Origin of the sequence: Corynebacterium sp. CTNIH16, assembly GCF_032821655.1 — a bacterium.
Lineage (GTDB): Bacteria > Actinomycetota > Actinomycetes > Mycobacteriales > Mycobacteriaceae > Corynebacterium > Corynebacterium marquesiae.
In genome coordinates this window covers 1-20,731 of sequence record NZ_JAVBIG010000016.1, presented here as the reverse complement: position 1 = coordinate 20,731, position 20,731 = coordinate 1, and the positions used below count along the sequence as shown (strand labels likewise).

Genomic DNA, 20,731 nt, shown 5'->3' with positions numbered 1-20,731 from the left:
AGATCTTACCTGCACCGCGTACAATCAACCTCCATGACGCATAACCCTGAGCCACCCAAGCCGGACCCAGAACTGCGCCGCCGTTCGCGCGCGGCGCTGTGGAAGTACGGGCTCGCCCGCGTAGTACTTTTTATCGCTTTGACGGTGGTGATTGAGCTTTTGTCCATCGCCATCGACTTTCCCATCCCGGTGCTTATCGCGGCTCTGCTGGCGCTCTTTGTGGCGCTGCCGCTATCGATGCTGATCTTTAAAAAGTGGCGCATCGAGGCCACCCAGACGCTGGCCGAGTACTCCGCCCAGCGCAAGGCCCACAAGCGCTGGGTCCAAGCGGAGCTGGAAGGCCGCGGCGCGCAGGATTAGACGAGGATGAGCGCGGCGGCCTCGATAATCGCCCACAGGAGCATCGCGCGGCCGGTCAGGCCGAGCACGGGGATGAGCTCGGGGCCTTGGGCGCCGCGGTTGACGGTGCGGATGGCGCGTAGCGCGAAGGGGAAATAGACCAGGCCGGCGAGTGCGAGCCAGCTACCAAAGGCAATGCCGATAGTCAGCAAGAAAGGCAGCAGGAGCAGCACCGTAAAGAGCAGGCGCGCTTTGTCGTTGCCAAGCCGCACGGCGAGGGTAATCTTGCCAGTCTCGGCGTCGGAGGGAATATCGCGGATATTGTTGACCAAGTTGACGCCGGAGCTCATCGCCCCGATACCGACGGCCAGCGCGAGGCCCGACCACGACAGGCGGCCGGCCTGAGTAAATTCGGTGCCGAGCACGGCGACGAGCCCGAAGAAGATAAAGACGGCGACTTCGCCGAGCCCGCGATAGCCATACGGGTTCTTGCCGCCGGTATAAAACCAGGCACCGGCGATGCACAGCGCGCCGACGAGGATGAGCCACCAGGCGTGCGCCGCAAAAGACAGCGCGATGCCGGCGATCCCGGCCACGGCGAAGGCAGCGAAGGCGGCGAGTTTCACCTGCTGCGGGCGGGCCAGGCCGCCGCCGGTCAGGCGCTGCGGACCGGTGCGGTCATCGTCAGTGCCGCGGATGCCATCGGAATAGTCATTGGCGTAGTTCACGCCGATGATAAGCGCCCATGCCACGATGAGGGCGAGGAGCGCGCGGCCCACGTGGCCGCCGCCGATGCCAAAGGCTGCGCCGGTGCCCGCCACGACGGGCGCGAATGCATTAGCCCAGGTATGCGGGCGCGCGCCCTCGAGCCAATCCTGAGCAGTGGCGGAGAAACGGCCGGCGGAATGGTCCTTGGAATGCGGGGCAGACTTGGAGGCAGACATAGCCACCATTGTGCCACTGTGGCACGCGCGGGCGGCAATTAGCCAAGGTAGGCGCGACGGCGCAGCCGATAGGCGGCTAGTGCCGCGAAGAAAAGAGTGGCATTGGTGACCGTCATCGCGGCGGAGGTGGCCGCATCAAGCCAATAGGCCAGCCAGAATCCTGCGACTGCGCTGAGTGCCGCGATGCCGCAAGCGGCGAGCATTAGGGTAGGCACGCGGCGGGTGAAAAGCCGCGCGGTCATGGTGGGAAAGACCATCAAGGCGATTACCAGCATGGCGCCGGCGGCGTGGAAAGCGGCAGTAGCGGTGCAGGCGACTACCGCCATAAACGTTGTCTGTACGGCGCGGGAGCGGACCCCGCGCACGGTGCAGAACGCGGCGTCAAAAGATATAGCAGCAAGACGCGGTAGGGAAAGGGCAAAAAAGATCGCATTTGCGGCGAGCACGGCGGCCATGACATAGCAGTAGTGGGGATTGGAAAAGGCGGCGAGGTTAACGTCGCCAACCAAGACGGCGTGGACATCGATATGTACGTGGCTCATTCGGGTAGAGATGAGGATGACGCCGGCGGCAAAGAGGGCGGGGAAGATGAGGCCTAGGGCGGCGTCTGCAGTAACCAGCGCGCTGCGTTGCAGCCACCGCGTGCCGAGGGCGACGGCCAGGGCACCGGCCGCGGCGGTAATAAGCAGCAGCGGGGAGTCGATATCGGAGGTTAAAAGGTAGCCCACGGCGATGCCGGGGAGGACGGCGTGGCCGATGCCGTCGATAAGCATGGCCTGTCCCTGTAGAACTACAAAAGTGCCGGGCAGCGCGCATGCTACGGCGGTAAGGACGGCGAGCAGGCAAGCGGTAGCGGCAAGGGTCATGGTCGAAGCTTTCTGGTGACGAGGCTGAACGCTACGGTGGCGGCTTGCACCAGCACGATGATGGGGCCGGTAGGCAGCGGGCCAAAGGCGATGGAAAGGTAGCAACCCACGGCGGCAGTAAGCGCGCCTAGGAAGCCGGCTAGTGCAATGAAGGGAAGCAGGCGGTGAACCCAGGGGCGGGCGGCCGCGGCCGGGCTGATGACTACGGCCACCATGAGGACCACGCCGACCACCTTGACGCCTATAACCGTGACGGCGGTTAAGGAGAGGAAGCTGAGGGCATTTAAGGCCGTGGTGCGAATGCCGGCTACGCGGGCAAAGGGAGCGTCAAAGGCGACGGTGGCTTGCCGAGTGTGTACCGAAGAAAGAATTAGCAAGACGCCGCCGCCAATGACGAGCGCTGAACTCACATCGGCGCGCGTGAGCGTGGACGCGTTTCCCAGCAGGTAGTCCTGGATGCCGGCCTTGCCGGGCAAGGGCTGGCGGGAAATATGCTGCATGAGCAGCATGCCGATGGAGAAGAATGTGGTAAGCGTAGCGGCCATCGCGGTGGTCGGACCGAGCGGGGCCAGCCGTGGAATCAGGTGAATACAGCCGACGGCCAGTGTGCCGGTGAGGATGGCACCGGCAGAAAGCAGCCAGATATTGCGGCCGTCCCACCCTAAGGCCGTGGCCACGACGAAGGCGACCAGCAGGCCAGGCAGGGAGGAATGCGAGATGGCATCAGCGAGCAGGCTGGTGCGGCGCACATAGACCAGCGGTCCGAGCGCGCCGGCGCAGGCTCCGATGAGTACGGTGCCCCAAAGCGCCTGGGTATAGGTGAAATCCTGAAAGAGTTCTAGTGGGTTCATGAGGGCAGGCAAAACATGTCGGCGATGGCGGATTCGGTGAGCACCTGCTTAGTAGGCCCGGCCGCGATGAGGCGGCCTTGGCCCACCATGAGGACCTCATCACAGAAATCGGCGACTTCTGCCAGGTTGTGGTGGACCAGCAGGATGGTGGCGCCATCGGCGCGCAGATTCTGCAGTACCTCCATGATGGCGCGCTGGCTTGCGGCGTCGACTCCGGCGAAGGGCTCATCCAAGATAATGAGCTCGGGATCGCTCACGAGCGTGCGAGCGAGTAAGACGCGCTGGCGCTGGCCGCCGGACAAGGCCGAAATGGGCAGGTGCGAGTGCTCTTGCATTCCGGTGCGGGCGAGCGCGTCGTGAGCGGCGCGCTTATCGACGCGGCTCGGCCACTGCCACCAGCGCAGGCCGGCGGTGCGACCCATAAGCGCGACGTCGAAGGCCGTGGCCGGAAAATCCCAATCGATATCCGCGTGCTGTGGCATGTAACCGAGCCGGTGGCGGAAATGGGCAAGGTTGGTGCCATCAAAGGTGAGCGATTCGCAGTTAAGCGGTGGAAGCAGGCCCACCAAGGTGCGCACAAGGGTGGACTTGCCGGAGCCGTTGGCGCCCACGAGGCCGGTGATGGTGGCGGGAGTGAGGGCAAAGGTGGCGTCGGCAAGCAGAGGCGTGCGCGGATAGCCCGCGGTGAGGTGGGTGGCGCGCAGCATTAGCTTAAGGCCTTTGCCACGGTGTGGGCGTTGTGCTCGAAAGCCCCCAGGTAGGTATCGGTGGGCGCGTCGGGTCCGAGGGTATCGGCGAAGAGCTCCTCGTCCGAGACGGTAACCTTCCAGCCGCGGGACTCCACGGCCTGCTGCAGCGAGGTGATGGCCTGTGGGTTGGCTTGATTGTCCTTGAAGATGACGGGGACCTTCTTATCGGCGATGGTATCGGCCAGAGCGGAAATCTCGGTGGCGGATTTTGTGGCCTCGGTGGTCACGAAATCGGTGGCGTGAATGTCAAAGTCGAAGGTCTTGCCAAAGTAGTTGAAAGCATCATGGCCGGTGATGAGCACCCGGGGCTTCGCAGCAGCGAGTTCCTTCTTAGCCTTGTCCTGTGCAGCGGCGATCTGGCTTTCATAGTTATCGGCGGCAGTGGAGTAGTCCGCGGCGTGCTCGGAATCGATATCGCCTAGTTTGTCGCCGATGCTCTCGACGGCCTGGCTCCACAGCTTGGGGCTATTCCAGATATGCGGATCATAGAGTTGCTCGCCGCCCTTTCCTTGTTCCGGCCAGGGCAGGAGATCTTGTTCATCGAGCTGATCGCCCACCGCGAGCTGCTTTTCTCCCAGGGACTTGAGCTGGTCCACCATCTGGGCCTCGAGGTGGAGGCCATTCCAGAGTACGAGGTCGGCGTCCTTCATAGCCTCAATATCGTGCGTGGTGGGCTGGTAGGTGTGCGGATCACCGCCGGGGCCGACCATAGTAGTGATATCGGCTTCGGGGGCGAGGTTGGCTGCGGCATCGGCCACGTAGCCGGTGGTGGCGAAGATTTTTAGGCTATCTCCGTGGTTGTCATCGCCGCTTGAGCAGGCCGTTAGCGTAGTAGCGGCGAGCAGTACGGCGAGGGGAAGTGCGGTGGTTTTCTGCAACGAAAAGCCCTTAAATTAGAAATGAATACCAAAGTTCAATGGAGTGAACTTCTAAAAACATACATATTGAAACTCATGGAAGCAATAGGATGAACTACGATGGGGTGAATGCACGTAAGCGAGCTGCCCGAACGCACCCAGGATTACCTCAAGATTTTGTGGAACCACGAGGAAAAGGCGGGACGCGATACCGCCATGCCGCTCGGTGATCTGGCTAAGGCTGCCGGCCAGAAGCTGCCCACCACCTCCGAGGCCGTTAAGCGCCTCGCGGCCAAGGGACTCGTGGAACACGAGCGTTACTTTGGCGTCCGGCTGGTCCGGGAAGGTCGCGAATTGGCCGTGGCCATGGTGCGCCGCCACCGCCTGCTCGAGACTTTTTTGGTATGCACCTTGGGCTATACCTGGGACGAGGTGCACGAGGAAGCCGAAATGCTAGAGCATGCGACCTCCGATAGGTTTGTCGAGCGCATCGATGCTTTCCTCGGCGCCCCTGCGCGCGATCCCCACGGCGATCCCATTCCGGCGGCCGATGGCACGGCTGAGCCGCTCTCGCGCATTACGCTTGCCGACGTCCCACCCAACTCTCCCGTCACCATGGAACAGGTCAATGACGCCGATGGCGAATTCCTGCGCTACTTGGACAAACACGGGGTTCGGCCGGGCGTGCGGCTGACCGTCGTTGCCCCGCCGGTAGCCGGCCTCCTAGAGGTTAGCGTGGATGGTGGGGCCAGCTTTTCGCTCGGGGAATCCGCGGCGCGCGAGATTGCGGTGTGCGACGTGGAAAGTGGCTAAGCGCCGAAGATGCGCGCCACCGCCCTGCGGTCTATCTTGCCTGGCCCGGCCGTGGGAAATTCCGCGAGGCGCTTGATGTCTTTCGGTATCTGCCAGCGGGGAAGCTCGGCGTCCTCGAGGGCTTCGAGGATATCGCCGATATCGGCCCAGCCGGTATACGCCGCCATGATTGCCTGGCCGAGCCGCGGGTGTGGCACGCCGACGATGCAGGCATGGTCCACGCCCTTAACCTTGAGGATTTCGGTTTCTAGCGCCTCTGGGTGCAGCTTGAGGCCGCCGGAGTCGATGACATTATCCAGCCGGCCGGTGACGGTGAGGGTGCCGGCGTCGATAAAGCCGCCGTCGGAAGTGGCGAACCAGCCTGGCTCGCGGAAGGCTTCGTGCTCGGGCGCGTTGCGGTAGCCGTGGGCGATGGTGGGCCCGCCCAAGAGGATGCGGCCGTCCTGGACGCGCACCTGAGCGCCGGGGATCGGGCGGCCATCGTAGACGCAACCGCCCGCGGTTTCGGACGACCCGTACGTCGCCACTACTGCAATGCCCAGCTCCTCGGCCGCTGCGCGCAGGCGCGGGTTGATGGCCGCGCCGCCGACCAGGATGGCATCGAAAGTGCGTAGCGCGTCGATGCCTGCGACCGAATCCATGGCCTTGGCCAGTTGCAGCGGGGTCAGCGCGGTATAGGTGCGGTCGCCAGTGCGGTCGAGCTCTGCGGCTGCGCGGGCGAAGGTAGGGATATCGAAGCCCTCGCTGAGATCCATGCATAGCGGATCGACGCCCGCTACCAGCGAGCGCACCAGCACCTGGATGCCGGCGATGTGGTGGGCCGGCATGGCCAGCAGCCACTGGCCGGTGCCGCCGAGTACCTGGTGGGTGGCATCCGCGCTAGCTACGAGGTTTGCCGGGGTAAGCTGCGCGCCTTTCGGCGTGCCGGTGGAGCCGGAGGTGGACATGACCAGGGCGATGCTGGGGTCGATGGGCTCGCCGGCGCGTTGGGTATTGCGCAGGAGGGTAGCGCGGGTGGCGTCGGCAAGCGGGAGTGGCAAAAAGCACCCTTGGCCAGCAATGGCGGCCTCCAAATCGGGGAGGATGCTGGCCGGGTTGTGCGGATCAACCGGAAGCGGGGAGAGGATAGTCACGGAGGCGATTTTAACCGTCGAAGGGGCGGGATTCGTCTTTTTCCGCCTTGCGTATGCCGCGCAGCAACACAATGCGCCCGGCCACGAGCGCACCTGTAGCCACGACGGCAATGCCGATACAAAAAGCGATAAGCATTAGTAGTAGTACGGGAAGCTATCCCAATTAGGCTCGCGCTTTTCTAGGAAGGACTCCTTGCCCTCGACGGCCTCGTCGGTCATATAGGCCAGGCGGGTGGCCTCGCCGGCGAAGACCTGCTGGCCCATGAGTCCATCATCGGTGAGGTTGAAGGCGAATTTCAGCATGCGCTGGGCGGTGGGGGATTTCATATTAATCTCCTGGCCCATGCGGATGGCGGCGTCCTCGAGCTCGGCGTGGTCCGCGACCTCGTTGACCGCGCCCATTTCGTACATGCGCTGGGCATCGTAGGTGCGGCCCAAGAAGAAGATCTCGCGGGCGAATTTCTGGCCCACCATCTTGGCCAGATACGCCGAGCCATAGCCGGCGTCGAAGGATCCCACGTCCGCATCCGTCTGCTTGAAGCGCGCCTCTTGGCGGGAGGCGACCGTCATATCGCAGACCACGTGCAGCGAGTGGCCGCCGCCGGCCGCCCAACCATTGACCACGGCGATAACCACCTTGGGCATGGTGCGGATAAGGCGTTGGACCTCGAGGATGTGTAGGCGGCCGCCCTCCACCTTCTCGCGGGCAGTGTCCACCGTGGATTCATCCGCGGTGGCGTCATCGTGGGCGTGCTCGGTGGCGTAGCGGTATCCGGAGCGGCCGCGAATGCGCTGGTCGCCGCCGGAACAAAACGCCCAGCCGCCATCCTTTTCGGACGGCCCATTGCCGGTGAGCAAAATCGTGCCCACATCCGGCGTGCGGCGTGCGTGATCCAAGGCGCGGTAGAGCTCGTCTACGGTATGCGGGCGAAACGCATTGCGCACCTCCGGGCGGTCAAAGGCAATGCGCACGATGCCGTTCTTGCGGCCCTCGCCGTTGAGCCGGTGATAGGTGATATCCGTCAGGTCTTCAAACCCTTCTACGGAATGCCACAATTCCGATCGAAAGGGATTATCGGTGCTGTACTTTCTCTGCTCGCTCATAAAGGCCAGCTTAGTGGCAAAAGAAGAATAGTCCCCATTCCCAACCCTCACCCACACACGCTGCCCAGCAGGCCGGTAATAATCAATACGCGATACTGCGAGGTTGTTGCCCCGCACAATACCCGTGTACGCCATACCAGCGCGGTACTCCATGCCATGGGGAGACTCGAACTCCCCGCCCCTTTTAAAAAGCGCTAAAGGGGGCCTATGTCCCAGGATTTTCCCCTCCAGGGTGGGGGCCTGCTCGCTGCAGGCGTGTGGGCTACCATCGCGCGCTTTAAGCAGCGCGCGATATGACTATCCGTTTTTCAGTTCGGTATTCCAGTTCAGCTGCTGGATGCGGGTATCCAGCTCGCGGTACTGCTTAGACAAATCATCGACGCGCTTGCGCAGCTCCGCCACCGGGATGGTGGAGACAAACTTGATCTCGGTGCGGGAATAACGATCCGAGCGCGTGCCCGCGCGCTGCGCTAGGTCGTGGTAGATGCGGCGCTTGCGCAAGAGGCCGTCGCGAAGCGCGAGGGCTTCCATCAAGTTCCTCTTCTCATCAAAGGCGGTGGCGATATTCGTCGCATTGATGGCCTGCACCAGCTCATCGATGCGCCCGGCCACGCCGTCGAGCTCGCGCAGCAGTGCCTGCGGATCCTCATCCGGGGTATCGCCCTCCTGCACGCGTGCCACGGTGAGCAGCCGCTCGTGCAGGCTATTGAGGCGCTCCTGTGCCTGGGCGCGTTCCGCCAATGCCTCAGCTAGCAGCATAATTCCTCCTTTATTGGTATGGGTTTCCAAAATAGCGCAGAGCGGGGGAGGGGTCAATGGATGACGGGCGCTACCATGAAGGCCATGCATATCGATGACGTCCTCGACCGCGCCCACGTAGTCTCCCTCCCGCTCGCCGTGCGTTTCCGCGGCATTACCACCAGGGAAGCCCTGCTCATCGATGGCCCGGCCGGCTGGGGTGAGTTCGCGCCCTTCCTGGAATACGGCCCGGCCGAGTCCGCCGCGTGGCTGCGCGCCGGGCTCGAGGCCGCCTACAAGGGTTTTCCGGAGCCGGTGCGCGATTCCATCGAGGTCAACGCCACCATCCCAGCCGTACCCGCCAGCGAGGTCCCGGCCGTGGTGGAGCGCTACCCCGGCTGCCGCACCTTCAAAATCAAGGTAGCGGAGAAGGGGCACACGCTTGCCGACGACGCCGCTCGCGTCCGCGCCGTCCGCGACGCCGTCACCCAACGCGGCGATATCCCTATCCTGCGCGTGGACGCCAACGGCGGCTGGAGCGTCGATGAGGCGGTCGAGGCCGCGCAGATGATGATGCCGCTGGACTATATGGAACAGCCCTGCGCCACCACCGAGGAACTTGCCCAAGTCCGTGGCCGCCTTATGCGCGCTGGCCTCTTCGTACGCGTGGCCGCCGATGAGTCCATTCGCAAGGTCGCCGACCCTTATCGCGTGGCCGAGTTGCAGGCCGCGGACGTCGCCGTGGTCAAGCCCGCCCCGCTTGGCGGCGTGCGCCGCGTCCTCGAGGTGGCCCAACACCTGCGCCAGCGCCATATGGATATCACGGTGGCCTCCGCGCTCGATACCTCCATTGGCATCAATATGGGCCTTGCGGCCGTCGCCGCGCTCCCGCGCATCTACGACGATGAGGACATCGACGTCACCCCAGCCGCCGCCGGCCTTGCCACCGGCTCCCTTTTTGAAGAGGATGTCACCGCCCCGCGCCCGCTTGTCGATGGCCACCTTCCCGCCGATATCCTCGCCCCCGACCCAGACCGCCTCGCTGCACTCGCCGCCCCCGCCGACCGCCGCGACTGGTGGTTCGACCGCGTTCGTGCTTGCTGGCCGCACCTTGCTAACTAGGGCCTAGAGCAAGCTCTGGTGAAACCTCCACGCCGGAGTCGCCAGTGCCCGGCGCACCTTCTGCGGCCTGCTCTTTAGCCCGCGCACACTGCGCCGATGCGACACTGTTTCCTGCACCGTCTCCACCACCAGCTTGAGGTGGTAGTCGGTGCACTCATCCGTAAACTTCAATGGCGCCCACCCGTGTTGCACCGCATGATTGGTCTTCCATGTCCCGATGAGGAATTCCCGGTGATTATTCTCCGGCGTGTGATAGTAAAGCGAGTCCAAGTCCACCACCGTCGTTCCCGCTTCGAAGCCTAAATCCCAGGTATACGGTCCTAACCGGAAATTTGGCACAGGCTTGAGACCCACCCGCCGCATCTCGTGGTACATCCGCTGCTCCCACTTCGATGCCGTCCCGACCGGCGCCAGCTCCGCCAGCTCGCGAACTGCATCCTTTTCCTTGCTGGTCACCATCTCTAAATCGGCCGCGAACCTTCCCCTCCCGTTGAGCCCGCGATACGCCTGCGCCAGTGCTTCCTTGAGCAGCCACTCGCCGCAGCGCTCAAAACTTAGGGCATCTGCCACCGCTTGCGCCGGCAACGCCATCTGCACGTCTTTTATCCGATTTGCTGGCACCGGCCGCGACCTCACAGTACGCACCAGCTCATTCGCATGTGTCCGGCAATTGTTATCCACCCGAATCGTCGCCGGCAGCTGCACCTCACAAAAGCCGTACGCCGCGAGCGCCGCCGTCCCTGTAAATACCGCATCCGGATAAAGCCGCGCTATTGCGGCAACCTTGTTCCTAGTACTCGCCTCCGCCGCGACGTAACAATTGCGCCGCAAGCGTAACAACGTTCCCTCACTAACCCTGCTGCGGATTTGATAGTCAGTAAGGCCTAAATCTAGTAATTCATTTCTCGTCCACATGACTCATTGGACTGGAAATCTTCCAGGAAGGTTCCACCTTCTTAGTTTCAACGATTTCGTCCATCTAAAACACCTAAATCGTCGACGGTTTTCGCCATCTGCATGGACGAAATCGTTGAAAAGCGGAGAACTGCGCACAAAAACCGGCGAACCGCTTAAGGAGACTGCTGTCAGACTTCAGACTGCCCAAGCCGTCACCTGTGCGTACGCTAGAGGACATGTCTACTATCAAGGTCCGCGATGCCCACCTGCACAATCTGCGCAACGTCGACGTCGATATGCCGCGCGGCAAGCTCGTCGCGGTTACGGGTGTGTCCGGTTCGGGCAAGTCCTCGTTTGCCTTCGGCACGATTCACGGTGAAGGCCAGCGCCGCTATCTCGAATCGGTAGCGCCCTTCGCGCGCCGCCTCATTAGCTCGGCCGTAGACCCGCAGGTCAGCCAGGTAGAGGGCCTACCGCCGACGGTCGCGCTGCAACAATCCACCTCCGGCGGCGGTGCGCGCTCCACGGTCGGCACGGTCTCCGCGCTTTCGAATAGCGTGCGCCTGCTCTATTCGCGCGCCGGTGATAACCCGGAGGGCCTGTACTCGGATTCTTTCTCACCCAATACCCCGGAGGGCATGTGCCCGCAGTGCCACGGCACGGGCGTGGTGCATGAGCCCACCGAGGACTCCATGGTCCCAGATCCCACTCTCTCCATCGAGGAAGGCGCCATCCAAGCATGGCCCGGTGCCTGGGCGGGCAAAAATTTCCACGACATCTTGATGAACCTGGGCTATGACCTGGCTTCGCCGTGGCAGGACCTGCCGCAAGAGGACCGCGACTGGATCCTCTTCACGGAAGAGCGCCCCGTAGTCACGGTCAAACCTTTGCGTGGCAAGGATCAGATTCAGCGCAATTATGAGGGCACGTGGCGCTCGGTGGCCAGCTACCTCAATAAGACGCTGGCGGAGACCCAATCGGATACGCTGCGCAAGCGCACCTTGTCCTATATGGAATCCCGCGAGTGCGAGACCTGTGGCGGCCGCCGCCTCAACCCGGCCGCGCTGAAGGTTACCTATGCGGGCATGCCGATTGATGAGCTGGGCGCGCTGCCGCTGGATAGGGTGCATGAGGTGCTCAGCAAGCAGGACCCAGAGGAGAACTCGGCCGAGGATTTGCTGCTCAAACAGATTCTTCCCGCCTTGACCTCGGCTCTGGAGCTCGGCTTGGCTCACCTAAGCCTGGATCGGCCGACGCAAAGCCTATCCGGCGGCGAGATGCAGCGCATCCGTTTGGCGGCGCAGCTGCGCTCCGGCCTCTTTGGCGTGGCGTATGTGCTCGACGAGCCCTCGGCCGGCCTGCACCCAGATGAGCGCGACGCGGTCATGGATATGTGCCGCCGTTTCATCGCGGCCGGCAACTCCGTGCTCTTGGTGGAGCATGACATGGATTTGGTTGCGCAAGCGGACTGGCTCGTTGACGTCGGCCCGCTGGCCGGCGAGCGCGGCGGCAACGTGGTCTATTCGGGCCCGGTCGAAGACTATGACGCGGACACCCCTACTGCCAATGCGCTGGCTCACCGCACGCTCACGCTTGCCGACGACCCCCGCACCCCCTCCTCCTACCTCGCCCTCCGCGGCATTAACGCACGCAGCATCGACAACTTGGATGTGGACTTTGGCTTGGGCCAATTCACGGCGGTCGCCGGTGTCTCCGGTTCGGGCAAGTCCACCCTGGTCAGCACGGTGCTGGCTGGGCTATTGCGACAGTCCGCTACGGCCGTTTCCGATGAGGAAGAGACCGAGGATAAGGGCTGGTCCGTGGAGAGCACGGAGGGCTTTGACCGAGTAAAGCGCGTCGTGCAGATTACCCAGAAGCCCATTGGCCGCACCCCGCGTTCCACGCTGGCAACCTATACTGGGCTTTTCGATAACGTTCGCAAGCTCTTCGCCTCCACCGACGAGGCTAAACAGCGCAAATGGACGGTCTCGCGCTTTTCCTACAACGTAAAACAAGGCCAGTGCCCCACTTGCGGCGGCGCGGGCAAGATCGAGGTGGAGCTGGTCTTCTTGCCGGGCTCGTACACCACATGTCCAGAATGCGGCGGTGCTCGCTTCAATGACGAGACCTTGGAAGTAACCTGGCAGGGCCGCACCATCGCGGACATCTTGGAGCTGACCGTGGACGAGGCCGCAGAGGTCTTTGCCGAGGAAGAAAAGATTTACCGTGCCATCGCCACGTTGCAGGCCGTCGGCCTGGGCTACCTCCGCTTGGGTCAGGGTGCGCCGGAGCTGTCCGGCGGCGAGGCTCAGCGCATCAAGCTGGCCACGGAGCTGCAGCGTTCCCGCAACTCGCGTCGCGGCCACACGGTCTATCTGCTGGACGAGCCCACCACGGGCCTGCACCCAGCCGATATCGACCTGCTCAATACCGAGCTGCACAAGCTGGCGGATGCGGGCCATACGATAATCGTCGTCGAGCATGATCTTTCGGTCATGGCGAATGTTGACCGCATCATTGAGATGGGGCCGGGCGCTGGCGAAGATGGCGGCCGCATCATCGCGGATGCCACCCCGGCGCAGGTTGCCGCAGAGGATACCGCCACGGGCCGCGCCTTGAGTGCACGCCGAGCGCATTAAGCGGCGAGCCTTAGCTACCCGTTAGCTGTGGGAGACCTCTCTGGGATCTCACAGCAAAATGGGGTAGAGGTAGAGGGTATGACTACTAAAGGCCCTCATGGCGATAATAACGAAACCCGCAGCTGGTCCAGCCCGGCGGATGATGCCACGCGCCAGATTGGCCGCGTACCCGATAATGCCGCCGGCCCCAGCCGCGACCGAGCGCGCCGCGAGCACCCCAAGCAGTACTTCCCGGGCGAGCAGCAGCCGCAGAATGAGACTCGTCAATTCGATGCGGCCGCTGGCTATCAGCAGGGCTACGGTCAGCAGCAAAGCTACGGCCAGAACTACCAGCAGCCGGCCGGGCAGGCCAATGGCCAGCAAGACGCGCAGCAGCCCGAGTACGAGCCGGTGCCGTCGAACTATGATCCGGACCAGCCGGAAAAGCGCAAGAAGAAGCGCAGCGGTGGCGGGGCTATGGCCGGCGTCTTCGCAGCCATCGCGGTACTTGCAGTACTGGCTGCGGCTGTGTTGTTTTTCCTGTGGCGCAATGCTGCGGACGAGGCGGATAAGCCGGACCCACAGCCGGTGACGGAAACGCTGACCACGGAGGTTCCCACCACCGTGACCCAGACCGAAGAGCCGGATACGCAGGATGAGAACTCCAATAATTTGCCGAAGTTGCCGGACTTCCAGAATGACCTGCCGTCCGATATCCCGACCGAGTTGCCACCGGAGGTACAAGACCAACTGGATAAGGGCAGCGACGTGGACATTGAGGGCCTCCTTAACGATCTGCTGGGCGGCGGCGAGCAGCCGGCCAACCAGTAGGGCGCTCAGAACTAAGCGCCCAGCACCTGCCCGGTAAGGGAAATGGTGCGCGGGCAGGTAAAATCGGGCGGCATGAATGAATCGATGCAGTTGGCTGAGAAGGTAGCCGCCCAACTGGCGCGCCACCTCACGGATCTCGTCCTGTGCCCTGGTTCGCGCAATGCGCCGCTGTCGCTGGCGCTGTTGGCGCGTGATGATATCCGCGTACACACCCGCCTGGACGAGCGCGGGGGAGCGTTTACCGCTCTGGGCATGGCGCGGGTGCAGCGCCGCCACGTGGGCGTGGTGATGACCTCGGGAACTGCGGTGGCCAATACTCTGCCAGCCGTGGTGGAAGCACACTATTCCCATACGCCGCTGGCCATCATTAGCGCGGATCGGCCGGAGCGCCTGGTGGGCACGGGGGCGTCGCAGACCATCGAGCAGCAGGGCATCTTCGGCGTCTATGCGGACACCACCCAGGTCACCGACGCGGACGATATCGCGGCGATGGCCCAGCGTTTCCGCGAAGACCTACAGGTACACATCAATGTGGCCTTTGATGCCCCGCTTGTCGACGCCACCCTGCCGGACCACACCTCCGGCGACGGCGTGCGCGAGCCCGCACCGTCCTTTGTGGACCACGGTGAAGTAGCCGTGGATTTGAGCAAGAAAACCTTGGTTATTGCGGGTGATGAGGCCTGGGAGGTAGAAGGTCTCCAAGACGTGCCAACCATCGCAGAGCCGAGCGCGCCGGGCCCGTATCATCCGGTGCATCCAGCGGCGGCGCATATCTTCCGCAAGGCGCAGGTCTCCGCGAATGATTATGTGGTCAACACCAAGGTTGAACAGGTCATCGTGGTGGGGCATCCGACGCTGCACCGTGGCGTGCTAGCGCTGATGAATGATCCGGATATTGAGCTGGTGGTGCTCTCACGCACCAAGGACTTCACCAACCAGCGCGGCGAAGAGGCCCGGCTTGGCACCACCGTCAAGGTCACCGGTGAGCCGAGCCGCGAGTGGATGAAGATCTGCGAAGGAGCAACCGATATGGCGGGGCAAGCCGTGCGCGAGACTCTTGAGGACGAAGAACTGGGATTTACCGGGCTGCACGTCGCGGCCGCGGTGGGCGATACGCTCTCCGTCAATGACACCCTGGTGCTCGGCGCTTCGAATCCGGTGCGTGACGCCTCCATGGTGGGCCTGCCTTTCGACGGCGTGGATACGTACTCGCCGCGCGGGGCGGCCGGTATTGACGGAACCATCGCCCAGGCCATCGGCATTTCCTTGGCCACGCAATCGCTGGATCCCACAAATTGGCGTGCCCCACGCGTTATGGCGCTGATGGGGGATGTCACCTTCTTGCATGACGCGAATAGCCTGCTCATCCCGGAAGATCAACCGCGTCCAGAAAACCTCACCATCGTGGTGGCCAATGACAATGGTGGCGGCATCTTCGAGACCCTGGAACAAGGCGCCGATGCGCTGCGCGAGTCCTTCGAGCCGGCGTTTGGAACGCCGCATGGGGTGGACGTCGGCAAGCTGGCAGAAGCCTATGAAGCAGACTACCGCGAGGTGACCACCCCGCAGGAGCTATTGGATACGCTGGCGGAGCTGAAGGAATACTCCACCGGGATTACCGTCGTGGAGGCCAAGACCACCCGTGCCACGCGCCGGGCGCTCAATGAGAAGCTCACCGCAAAGGTAGGCCAGTAAGTGGCCCCGCCGCAGCATAAGCCGCACGCCGCGGTGGTGCCGCGCTATACGCCCGCGGTCTATCGCCGCCGCCTGCACCAGCTGACGCTGGCGCTGTACCTGGCCGCGCTGGTGGGTGTGGTAGCGATGATCATCGGGCCGGCGCTGAATGACCACGCCATCGCCAGCCACCCCGCGCGCGCTTTGGCCACGGTCAAGGATGTGGGCGTGCTGCGCACCACAGTGGATTTCCAAGACAGTGAAGGGATTTACCACACCCCACAGCACGGGCTGCTCTATCCCAGTGGGCTGGGCGAGGGTCAGCAGGTGTGGGTGCAATACGCCCAGGACGACCCAGACCTAGTCAAGGTCGAAGGCCGCGAATGGACGCTGGCCATCATCCCGGCGCTCTCTGTAGGGGTGGTGGCCACGCTCATCGCGGCCGTGCTGTGGAAGCTGATTAGCTTCTTTACCCGCCGCGCGGAGAAATAATTAACCAAGATTTTCCGCTGGCTTCACCATAAACTTAAGAAAATGGGCCATGATGGTGGCATGCGTGTTGCGATCGTGGCTGAATCCTTCCTCCCCAATGTCAATGGTGTGACCAACTCCGTGCTGCGTGTTTTAGAGCACCTGCACGAGACCGGCCAGGAGGCCATCGTCATCGCGCCGGGCGCCCGTGAAGGACAGGAGGAAATTCCGGACTACCTAGGATTCCCCATCTACCGCGTGCCCACCGTGCGCGTGCCGCTGGTGGATTCGCTGCCGGTGGGCGTGCCTACCACGGCGGTCGATGAGGCGCTGCGTGATTTCAAGCCGGATATCATCCACCTGGCCAGCCCCTTCGTACTCGGCGCGGCTGGCGCTTTCTCCGCCCGCCAGCAGCGCGTGCCGGCCGTGGCGTTGTACCAGACCGATGTTGCCGGCTTTGCCACCAAGTACCATGCCTCCGCGCTGGCCTATGGCGTGTGGGAGTGGCTGCGCACGATTCATAACTCTTGCCAGATGACGCTGGCACCGTCCTCGCTGACCATCCGGGACTTGGAAAAGCACCACATCAAGAACGTGCGCCACTGGGGGCGTGGCGTGAACGCGGAACTTTTCCACCCCTCCAAGCGCTCTGACAAGCTGCGCCGCAGCTGGGATCCGAGCGGCACCAAGAATGTGGTGGGATTCGTTGGTCGTCTCGCCGCAGAAAAGGGCGTGCACCGCCTCTCGGCGCTCAATGGGCGCGAGGATATCCAGCTGGTCATCGTGGGCGATGGGCCGGAGCGCCCGCTATTGGAAGCCCAGCTGCCCGGTGCCGTCTTTACCGGTGCGCTGTCTGGCGAAGACCTCGCCGCCGCCTATGCTTCCTTGGACGTCTTTGTCCACGCCGGCGAGTTCGAGACCTTCTGCCAGTCCATCCAGGAGGCGCAGGCCTCCGGCGTGCCGACTATCGGGCCGCGGGCTGGTGGTCCGGTAGACCTCATCGACGAGGGCTATAACGGCCTGCTGCTGGAGGTAAAGACCTTTGTGGAAGACCTCCCCAATGCCGTGGACGCTCTGCTCAATCCGGAGATCCACCAAGAGATGCGGGACAATGCCCGTGAGTCCATTTCCTCCAAGACGTGGAAGGCGTTGTGCGAGCAGCTCGTGGGCTATTACGAAGAGGTACTGGAGGATACTCGCCGGGTGCCGCTGACTATTTTGGGCCAGCGTCCCGAGCTGCCGCGATGGGCGGCTCGTGCCCTTGGCGCCCGCGTAGCCTAGACTGATCATTTGTGTCTAAGGCAGATCTGGATAAAAAGCCCTTCGATGTGGCGCGCATGTTTGACGCCGTGGGCGAGAAATACGACCTCACCAATACCGTGCTGTCCTTTGGGCAGGACGCGCACTGGCGCAAGCGCACCCGCGAGCGTTTGAACCTTAAGCCGGGCGAGAAGGTCCTCGACCTTGCAGCGGGTACCGCCGTGTCCACCGTGGAACTTTCCAAGTCCGGTGCGTGGTGCGTGGCGTGTGATTTCTCCCGTGGCATGCTGGCCGCCGGCCGTGAGCGCAACGTGCCCAAGGTGGCTGGCGATGGCATGAAGCTGCCGTTTGCGGATAACACCTTTGACGCCGTGACCATCTCTTATGGCCTGCGCAATATCCACGACTTTGAGCTTGGCCTGCGCGAAATGGCGCGCGTGACCAAGCCGGGCGGGCGCCTTGCGGTGGCGGAGTTTTCCACCCCGGTGGTACCGATTTTTGGCACCGTGTACAAGGAATACTTGATGCGTCTGCTCCCGCCGGTAGCGCGCCTGGTCTCTTCTAACCCGGAGGCATATATCTACCTCGCGGAATCAATTCGCGCGTGGCCCGGGCAGGAGGAGCTTGCCGCGGTTATCAATCGCAATGGTTGGGCCGAGGCCGGCTGGCAGAACCTTACCTTCGGCATCGTGGCGCTGCACTCGGCGGTAAAGCCAGCCTAGGTGCCGCTCCCTAGCGCCCGGGGGAGCGGGGAGGCTATGCCGCGGTCGAATCCCAGAGGGGCGTATCGCGGCGAAGGGACGAGACCGCGCGGCCGGCGGCGCGCCAGCTGCGTGCGATGAGGTCGCGGTCATCGTCAGTAATGAGGTTGCCCATCAGGCGCGCGGCGGCCGGCATGAGCATGCGGCCGATGGGCCCGCGCAGGGCCAGTGGACCGGCCAGCGGTAGGAACTGCGGATAAGTAAGCAATCGCGCGGCCGTGCGGGCCAAGAGGAAGGACTCGCCGTAGTGCTCGCGCAAGACGGCCGGCCAGGCCAGGGTGAAATCCTTCGGGCCGAGCAGGGCTACGGCCAGCGCGGCGGTCTCCAAGCCATAATCGATGCCCTCGCCGTTGAGGGGGTTGATGCAGGCCGCGGCATCACCAATGATCATCCAATTGACGCCGGCCACGTTAGACACCGCGCCGCCCATGGGCAGTAAGGCAGAGGTAACGTGCTCAATTTCCCCGAGTCCCCACTCGGTGCGCTGTTGGGTGGCGTAGAACTCGAGCAGCTTCTTGGTGTTGATCTTGGCGGGGCGCTGCGCGGTCGACAGCGCGCCGAGGCCGATATTGACCTGGCCTAGCTCGGAGCCGAGCGGGAAGATCCAACCGTAGCCGGGTTGCACCTCGCCTTCTTCGTCCTTGAGCTCAACGTGGGAGTGCATCCAGGGCTCAGTGGCATGCGTAGAGGAAGCATAGGAACGCGCGGCAATGCCATAGACCTCCTCGCGGTGCCAGGTGCGGCCGAGCTTCTTGCCAAAAGTAGAGCGCACGCCATCGGCCACGATGATCCACTTGGCATGCACGGTGGCCTCACCCACCCGGAAAGAGGTCACGCGGTTGCCCTCGAGCACCGGGTCGGTGGCGGGGGTGCCGGTGAGGAGGGTGGCGCCGGCTTTCCGGGCGGCGTCGGCAAGCAGGGCATCAAAGCGGTATCGCGGCAGGGCCGTGCCCACCTGGGAGGGGTAGGTCTCCGGCCAAGGCGCGGTAATATCGCCGCCGTAGCCGTGCAGTTTCAGGCCGCGATTGCGGTAGGAGGCGTTGACCGGAATGCCGAGCTCAGCAAGCTGGTGCATCGCGCGCGGGGTGAGCCCGTCGCCGCAGGTTTTATCGCGGGGAAACGTCGCGGAATCAATAAGGAGGGTGTCATAGCCGGTGCGTGCGGCATGAATCGCGGCGGCGGCTCCGGCAGGCCCAGCGCCAATGATGGCGACCTCGACATAGGTTTGGGAATCGATCTGCTCCGACATGAGGACTATCATTGCATGAGTTCGACCCCTCGAGTGTGTTTAGGGGCGCAGTTTGGACTACGGTAGGTAATCGATTATCTCTGGCTTTTAGTTGCAAGGAACACTATTTAATGACTCACGGTCAATCGCATGCCACGCACGTGGATCTTGGTGATCCGCAGCTCAACGAGCGCATTGGTGCGGGCATGGAAGCAGTAGAAGACAAGCTGCGCAGTGAAATCGACCGCGGCCAGGACTTCTTAAAGGACAAGGTCAGCCACCTGTCTAAGGCCGGTGGCAAGCGCTTTCGCCCCATGATGGCGCTGCTGGCCTCCGAGTATGGTTCGCGTCCGGGCTGCGAAGAGGTTGTTAAGGCCGCCACCGTCGTGGAGATGGTGCACGTAGCCACCCTTTATCATGACGATGTCATGGATGAGGCGGACCGCCGCCGCGGCGTGGAATCTGCCAATTCGCGGTGGAATAACTCCGTGGCCATCCTCGCCGGCGATGCGCTCCTGGCGCATGCCTCCCGCCTTATGAGTGAGCTGGATACCCACACCGTGGCCCACTTTGCCGATACCTTTGAGGAGCTGGTGACCGGCCAGATGCGGGAGACCATCGGCGCGGGTGAGGCCAATGCCGTGGAGCACTACACGGCCGTTATCCGTGAAAAGACCGCGGTGCTCATCGCCTCTGCTGGCTACCTGGGTGCCTACCACTCCGGCGCCTCGGCCGAGCATGCCGCAGCCTTGCACCGCATTGGTGGTGCCATTGGCATGATCTTTCAGATTGTGGACGATGTCATCGACATCTTCTCTGACCCAAAGGAGTCCGGCAAGACCCCGGGCACGGACCTGCGCGAGGGCGTATTTACCCTGCCGGTTCTCTACGCCTTGGAAGAAGAGGGCGAAGTGGGCGACAAGCTACGTGAGCTGCTTACTGGCCCACTGCATTCCGACGCCGAGGTGGAGCGCGCCATCGAGCTCCTGCACCAATCTTGCGGCCGTCAGAAGGCGCTGGAGGACATCAATGCCTACCTGCGCACGGTGGAGGAGCAACTCGCCGTGCTACCGGAGAACTCCGCGAGCCAGGCCTTGCGTCAATTGGCGGATTACACCGTGCGTCGCGTGGGCTAGCTGCTTGGCGAAGCCCCCTCTTTCCCACCCCATTCGCCCCTACTACGCTGGCGATTTGTAGGTGGGAGGGTGGTTCGTAGTAAAGTACTTACTCGCACCACACAGTGCATGCCAGGTTGCCCGAGCGGCCAAAGGGAGCGGACTGTAAATCCGCCGGCATTGCCTTCAGAAGTTCGAATCTTCTACCTGGCACAGAATGAACCCCGCAAGCAGATGCTTGAACTGCTCCCCATTAGTTGGACTGAGAAATCAGTTACCTACTAGTGGGGAGCAGTTGTATGCATACACGTAGTTCGTTGTCGGCGGGGCAGCGGGAAGAATTGGTGGCTCTTTTCGAGC

At 63.1% G+C, this 20,731-nt stretch carries 21 protein-coding genes and 1 tRNA gene; 11 read left to right on the top strand and 11 right to left on the bottom strand.

Features of this window, described 5'->3' with window-relative positions; all coding sequences use genetic code 11:
• The first annotated feature begins 33 nt into the window (after positions 1–33).
• The gene (locus tag RAE04_RS10880; RefSeq protein ID WP_317027385.1) at positions 34–360 is read left to right on the top strand and encodes a DUF4229 domain-containing protein; all 327 of its coding nucleotides are present in this window, start codon (positions 34–36) and stop codon (positions 358–360) included.
• Here RAE04_RS10880 and RAE04_RS10875 read toward each other — a convergent pair.
• From RAE04_RS10875 to RAE04_RS10855, 5 genes are read right to left on the bottom strand one after another with little or no spacing between them, the layout of a single operon-like run.
• Positions 357–1,283 carry a 1,4-dihydroxy-2-naphthoate polyprenyltransferase gene (locus RAE04_RS10875; protein WP_317027384.1) on the bottom strand — a complete coding sequence of 309 codons (927 nt, stop codon included), beginning with the start codon at positions 1,281–1,283 and terminating at the stop codon, positions 357–359. The two genes, RAE04_RS10880 and RAE04_RS10875, sit on opposite strands and share 4 nt — an antisense overlap.
• A 38-nt stretch (positions 1,284–1,321) precedes the next feature.
• Positions 1,322–2,149: a metal ABC transporter permease gene (locus RAE04_RS10870; protein WP_284791590.1), complete on the bottom strand. Its 828-nt coding sequence runs from the start codon at positions 2,147–2,149 to the stop codon at positions 1,322–1,324.
• Positions 2,146–3,000, bottom strand: a complete 855-nt coding sequence (locus tag RAE04_RS10865) for a metal ABC transporter permease (protein WP_317027383.1) — start codon at positions 2,998–3,000, stop codon at positions 2,146–2,148. Before RAE04_RS10865 ends, RAE04_RS10870 begins: the two co-directional genes overlap by 4 nt.
• Positions 2,997–3,707, bottom strand: a complete 711-nt coding sequence (locus tag RAE04_RS10860; protein WP_259887297.1) for a metal ABC transporter ATP-binding protein — start codon at positions 3,705–3,707, stop codon at positions 2,997–2,999. The genes RAE04_RS10865 and RAE04_RS10860 overlap by 4 nt, the downstream gene beginning before the upstream one ends.
• Positions 3,707–4,627 (bottom strand): metal ABC transporter substrate-binding protein, encoded by a 921-nt coding sequence (locus tag RAE04_RS10855; RefSeq protein ID WP_317027382.1) that lies wholly within the window; start codon positions 4,625–4,627, stop codon positions 3,707–3,709. Before RAE04_RS10855 ends, RAE04_RS10860 begins: the two co-directional genes overlap by 1 nt.
• A gap of 108 nt (positions 4,628–4,735) precedes the next feature.
• Between RAE04_RS10855 and RAE04_RS10850 the strand changes: the two genes are divergently transcribed.
• Positions 4,736–5,419, top strand: a complete 684-nt coding sequence (locus RAE04_RS10850) for a metal-dependent transcriptional regulator (protein ID WP_317027381.1) — start codon at positions 4,736–4,738, stop codon at positions 5,417–5,419.
• Here the strand turns inward: RAE04_RS10850 and menE are convergent.
• From menE to RAE04_RS10830, 4 genes are all read right to left on the bottom strand, one after another.
• Positions 5,416–6,552 (bottom strand): o-succinylbenzoate--CoA ligase, encoded by a 1,137-nt coding sequence (gene menE, locus RAE04_RS10845; RefSeq protein WP_317027380.1) that lies wholly within the window; start codon positions 6,550–6,552, stop codon positions 5,416–5,418. The two genes, RAE04_RS10850 and menE, sit on opposite strands and share 4 nt — an antisense overlap.
• Before the next feature lie 10 nt (positions 6,553–6,562).
• Positions 6,563–6,688 carry a hypothetical protein gene (locus RAE04_RS10840; protein WP_284791587.1) on the bottom strand — a complete coding sequence of 42 codons (126 nt, stop codon included), beginning with the start codon at positions 6,686–6,688 and terminating at the stop codon, positions 6,563–6,565.
• On the bottom strand, positions 6,688–7,656 hold the full coding sequence (locus tag RAE04_RS10835) for a 1,4-dihydroxy-2-naphthoyl-CoA synthase (protein WP_317027379.1): 969 nt from the start codon (positions 7,654–7,656) through the stop codon (positions 6,688–6,690). Before RAE04_RS10835 ends, RAE04_RS10840 begins: the two co-directional genes overlap by 1 nt.
• A 297-nt stretch (positions 7,657–7,953) precedes the next feature.
• Positions 7,954–8,415, bottom strand: coding sequence for a DIP1984 family protein (locus RAE04_RS10830; protein ID WP_049377868.1), 462 nt, complete (start codon positions 8,413–8,415; stop codon positions 7,954–7,956).
• Positions 8,416–8,499: 84 nt separating this feature from the next.
• On the opposite strand from RAE04_RS10830, the gene RAE04_RS10825 reads away from it, so the two are divergent.
• Positions 8,500–9,516, top strand: coding sequence for an o-succinylbenzoate synthase (locus RAE04_RS10825; protein ID WP_317027393.1), 1,017 nt, complete (start codon positions 8,500–8,502; stop codon positions 9,514–9,516).
• A 3-nt stretch (positions 9,517–9,519) separates the two neighbouring features.
• Here RAE04_RS10825 and RAE04_RS10820 read toward each other — a convergent pair whose 3' ends face one another.
• On the bottom strand, positions 9,520–10,431 hold the full coding sequence (locus tag RAE04_RS10820) for a hypothetical protein (RefSeq protein WP_317027378.1): 912 nt from the start codon (positions 10,429–10,431) through the stop codon (positions 9,520–9,522).
• 218 nt (positions 10,432–10,649) lie between these two features.
• Here RAE04_RS10820 and RAE04_RS10815 point away from each other — a divergent pair, with 218 nt between their 5' ends.
• From RAE04_RS10815 to RAE04_RS10790, 6 genes are all read left to right on the top strand, one after another.
• Positions 10,650–13,052, top strand: a complete 2,403-nt coding sequence (locus RAE04_RS10815; protein WP_317027377.1) for an excinuclease ABC subunit UvrA — start codon at positions 10,650–10,652, stop codon at positions 13,050–13,052.
• A gap of 78 nt (positions 13,053–13,130) precedes the next feature.
• Positions 13,131–13,862 (top strand): hypothetical protein, encoded by a 732-nt coding sequence (locus RAE04_RS10810; protein ID WP_317027376.1) that lies wholly within the window; start codon positions 13,131–13,133, stop codon positions 13,860–13,862.
• Between the two features lie 72 nt (positions 13,863–13,934).
• The gene (gene menD, locus RAE04_RS10805; protein ID WP_317027375.1) at positions 13,935–15,557 is read left to right on the top strand and encodes a 2-succinyl-5-enolpyruvyl-6-hydroxy-3-cyclohexene-1-carboxylic-acid synthase; all 1,623 of its coding nucleotides are present in this window, start codon (positions 13,935–13,937) and stop codon (positions 15,555–15,557) included.
• Positions 15,558–16,028: a DUF3592 domain-containing protein gene (locus tag RAE04_RS10800; RefSeq protein ID WP_317027374.1), complete on the top strand. Its 471-nt coding sequence runs from the start codon at positions 15,558–15,560 to the stop codon at positions 16,026–16,028. It abuts the gene before it with no gap.
• A gap of 60 nt (positions 16,029–16,088) precedes the next feature.
• Positions 16,089–17,288 carry a glycosyltransferase family 4 protein gene (locus tag RAE04_RS10795; RefSeq protein WP_287557324.1) on the top strand — a complete coding sequence of 400 codons (1,200 nt, stop codon included), beginning with the start codon at positions 16,089–16,091 and terminating at the stop codon, positions 17,286–17,288.
• An 11-nt stretch (positions 17,289–17,299) separates the two neighbouring features.
• Positions 17,300–17,989 (top strand): demethylmenaquinone methyltransferase, encoded by a 690-nt coding sequence (locus RAE04_RS10790; protein ID WP_287557323.1) that lies wholly within the window; start codon positions 17,300–17,302, stop codon positions 17,987–17,989.
• A 34-nt stretch (positions 17,990–18,023) separates the two neighbouring features.
• On the opposite strand, the gene RAE04_RS10785 is transcribed toward RAE04_RS10790, so the two are convergent.
• Positions 18,024–19,289 carry a geranylgeranyl reductase family protein gene (locus tag RAE04_RS10785; RefSeq protein WP_317027373.1) on the bottom strand — a complete coding sequence of 422 codons (1,266 nt, stop codon included), beginning with the start codon at positions 19,287–19,289 and terminating at the stop codon, positions 18,024–18,026.
• Between the two features lie 98 nt (positions 19,290–19,387).
• Here RAE04_RS10785 and RAE04_RS10780 point away from each other — a divergent pair, with 98 nt between their 5' ends.
• Together RAE04_RS10780 and RAE04_RS10775 are read left to right on the top strand one after the other, a co-directional pair.
• A complete protein-coding gene (locus tag RAE04_RS10780) occupies positions 19,388–20,392 on the top strand; it encodes a polyprenyl synthetase family protein (RefSeq protein WP_287556489.1) in 1,005 nt (334 codons plus the stop codon).
• 110 nt (positions 20,393–20,502) lie between these two features.
• Positions 20,503–20,584 (top strand) — tRNA-Tyr (locus tag RAE04_RS10775).
• Positions 20,585–20,731 lie beyond the last annotated feature (147 nt).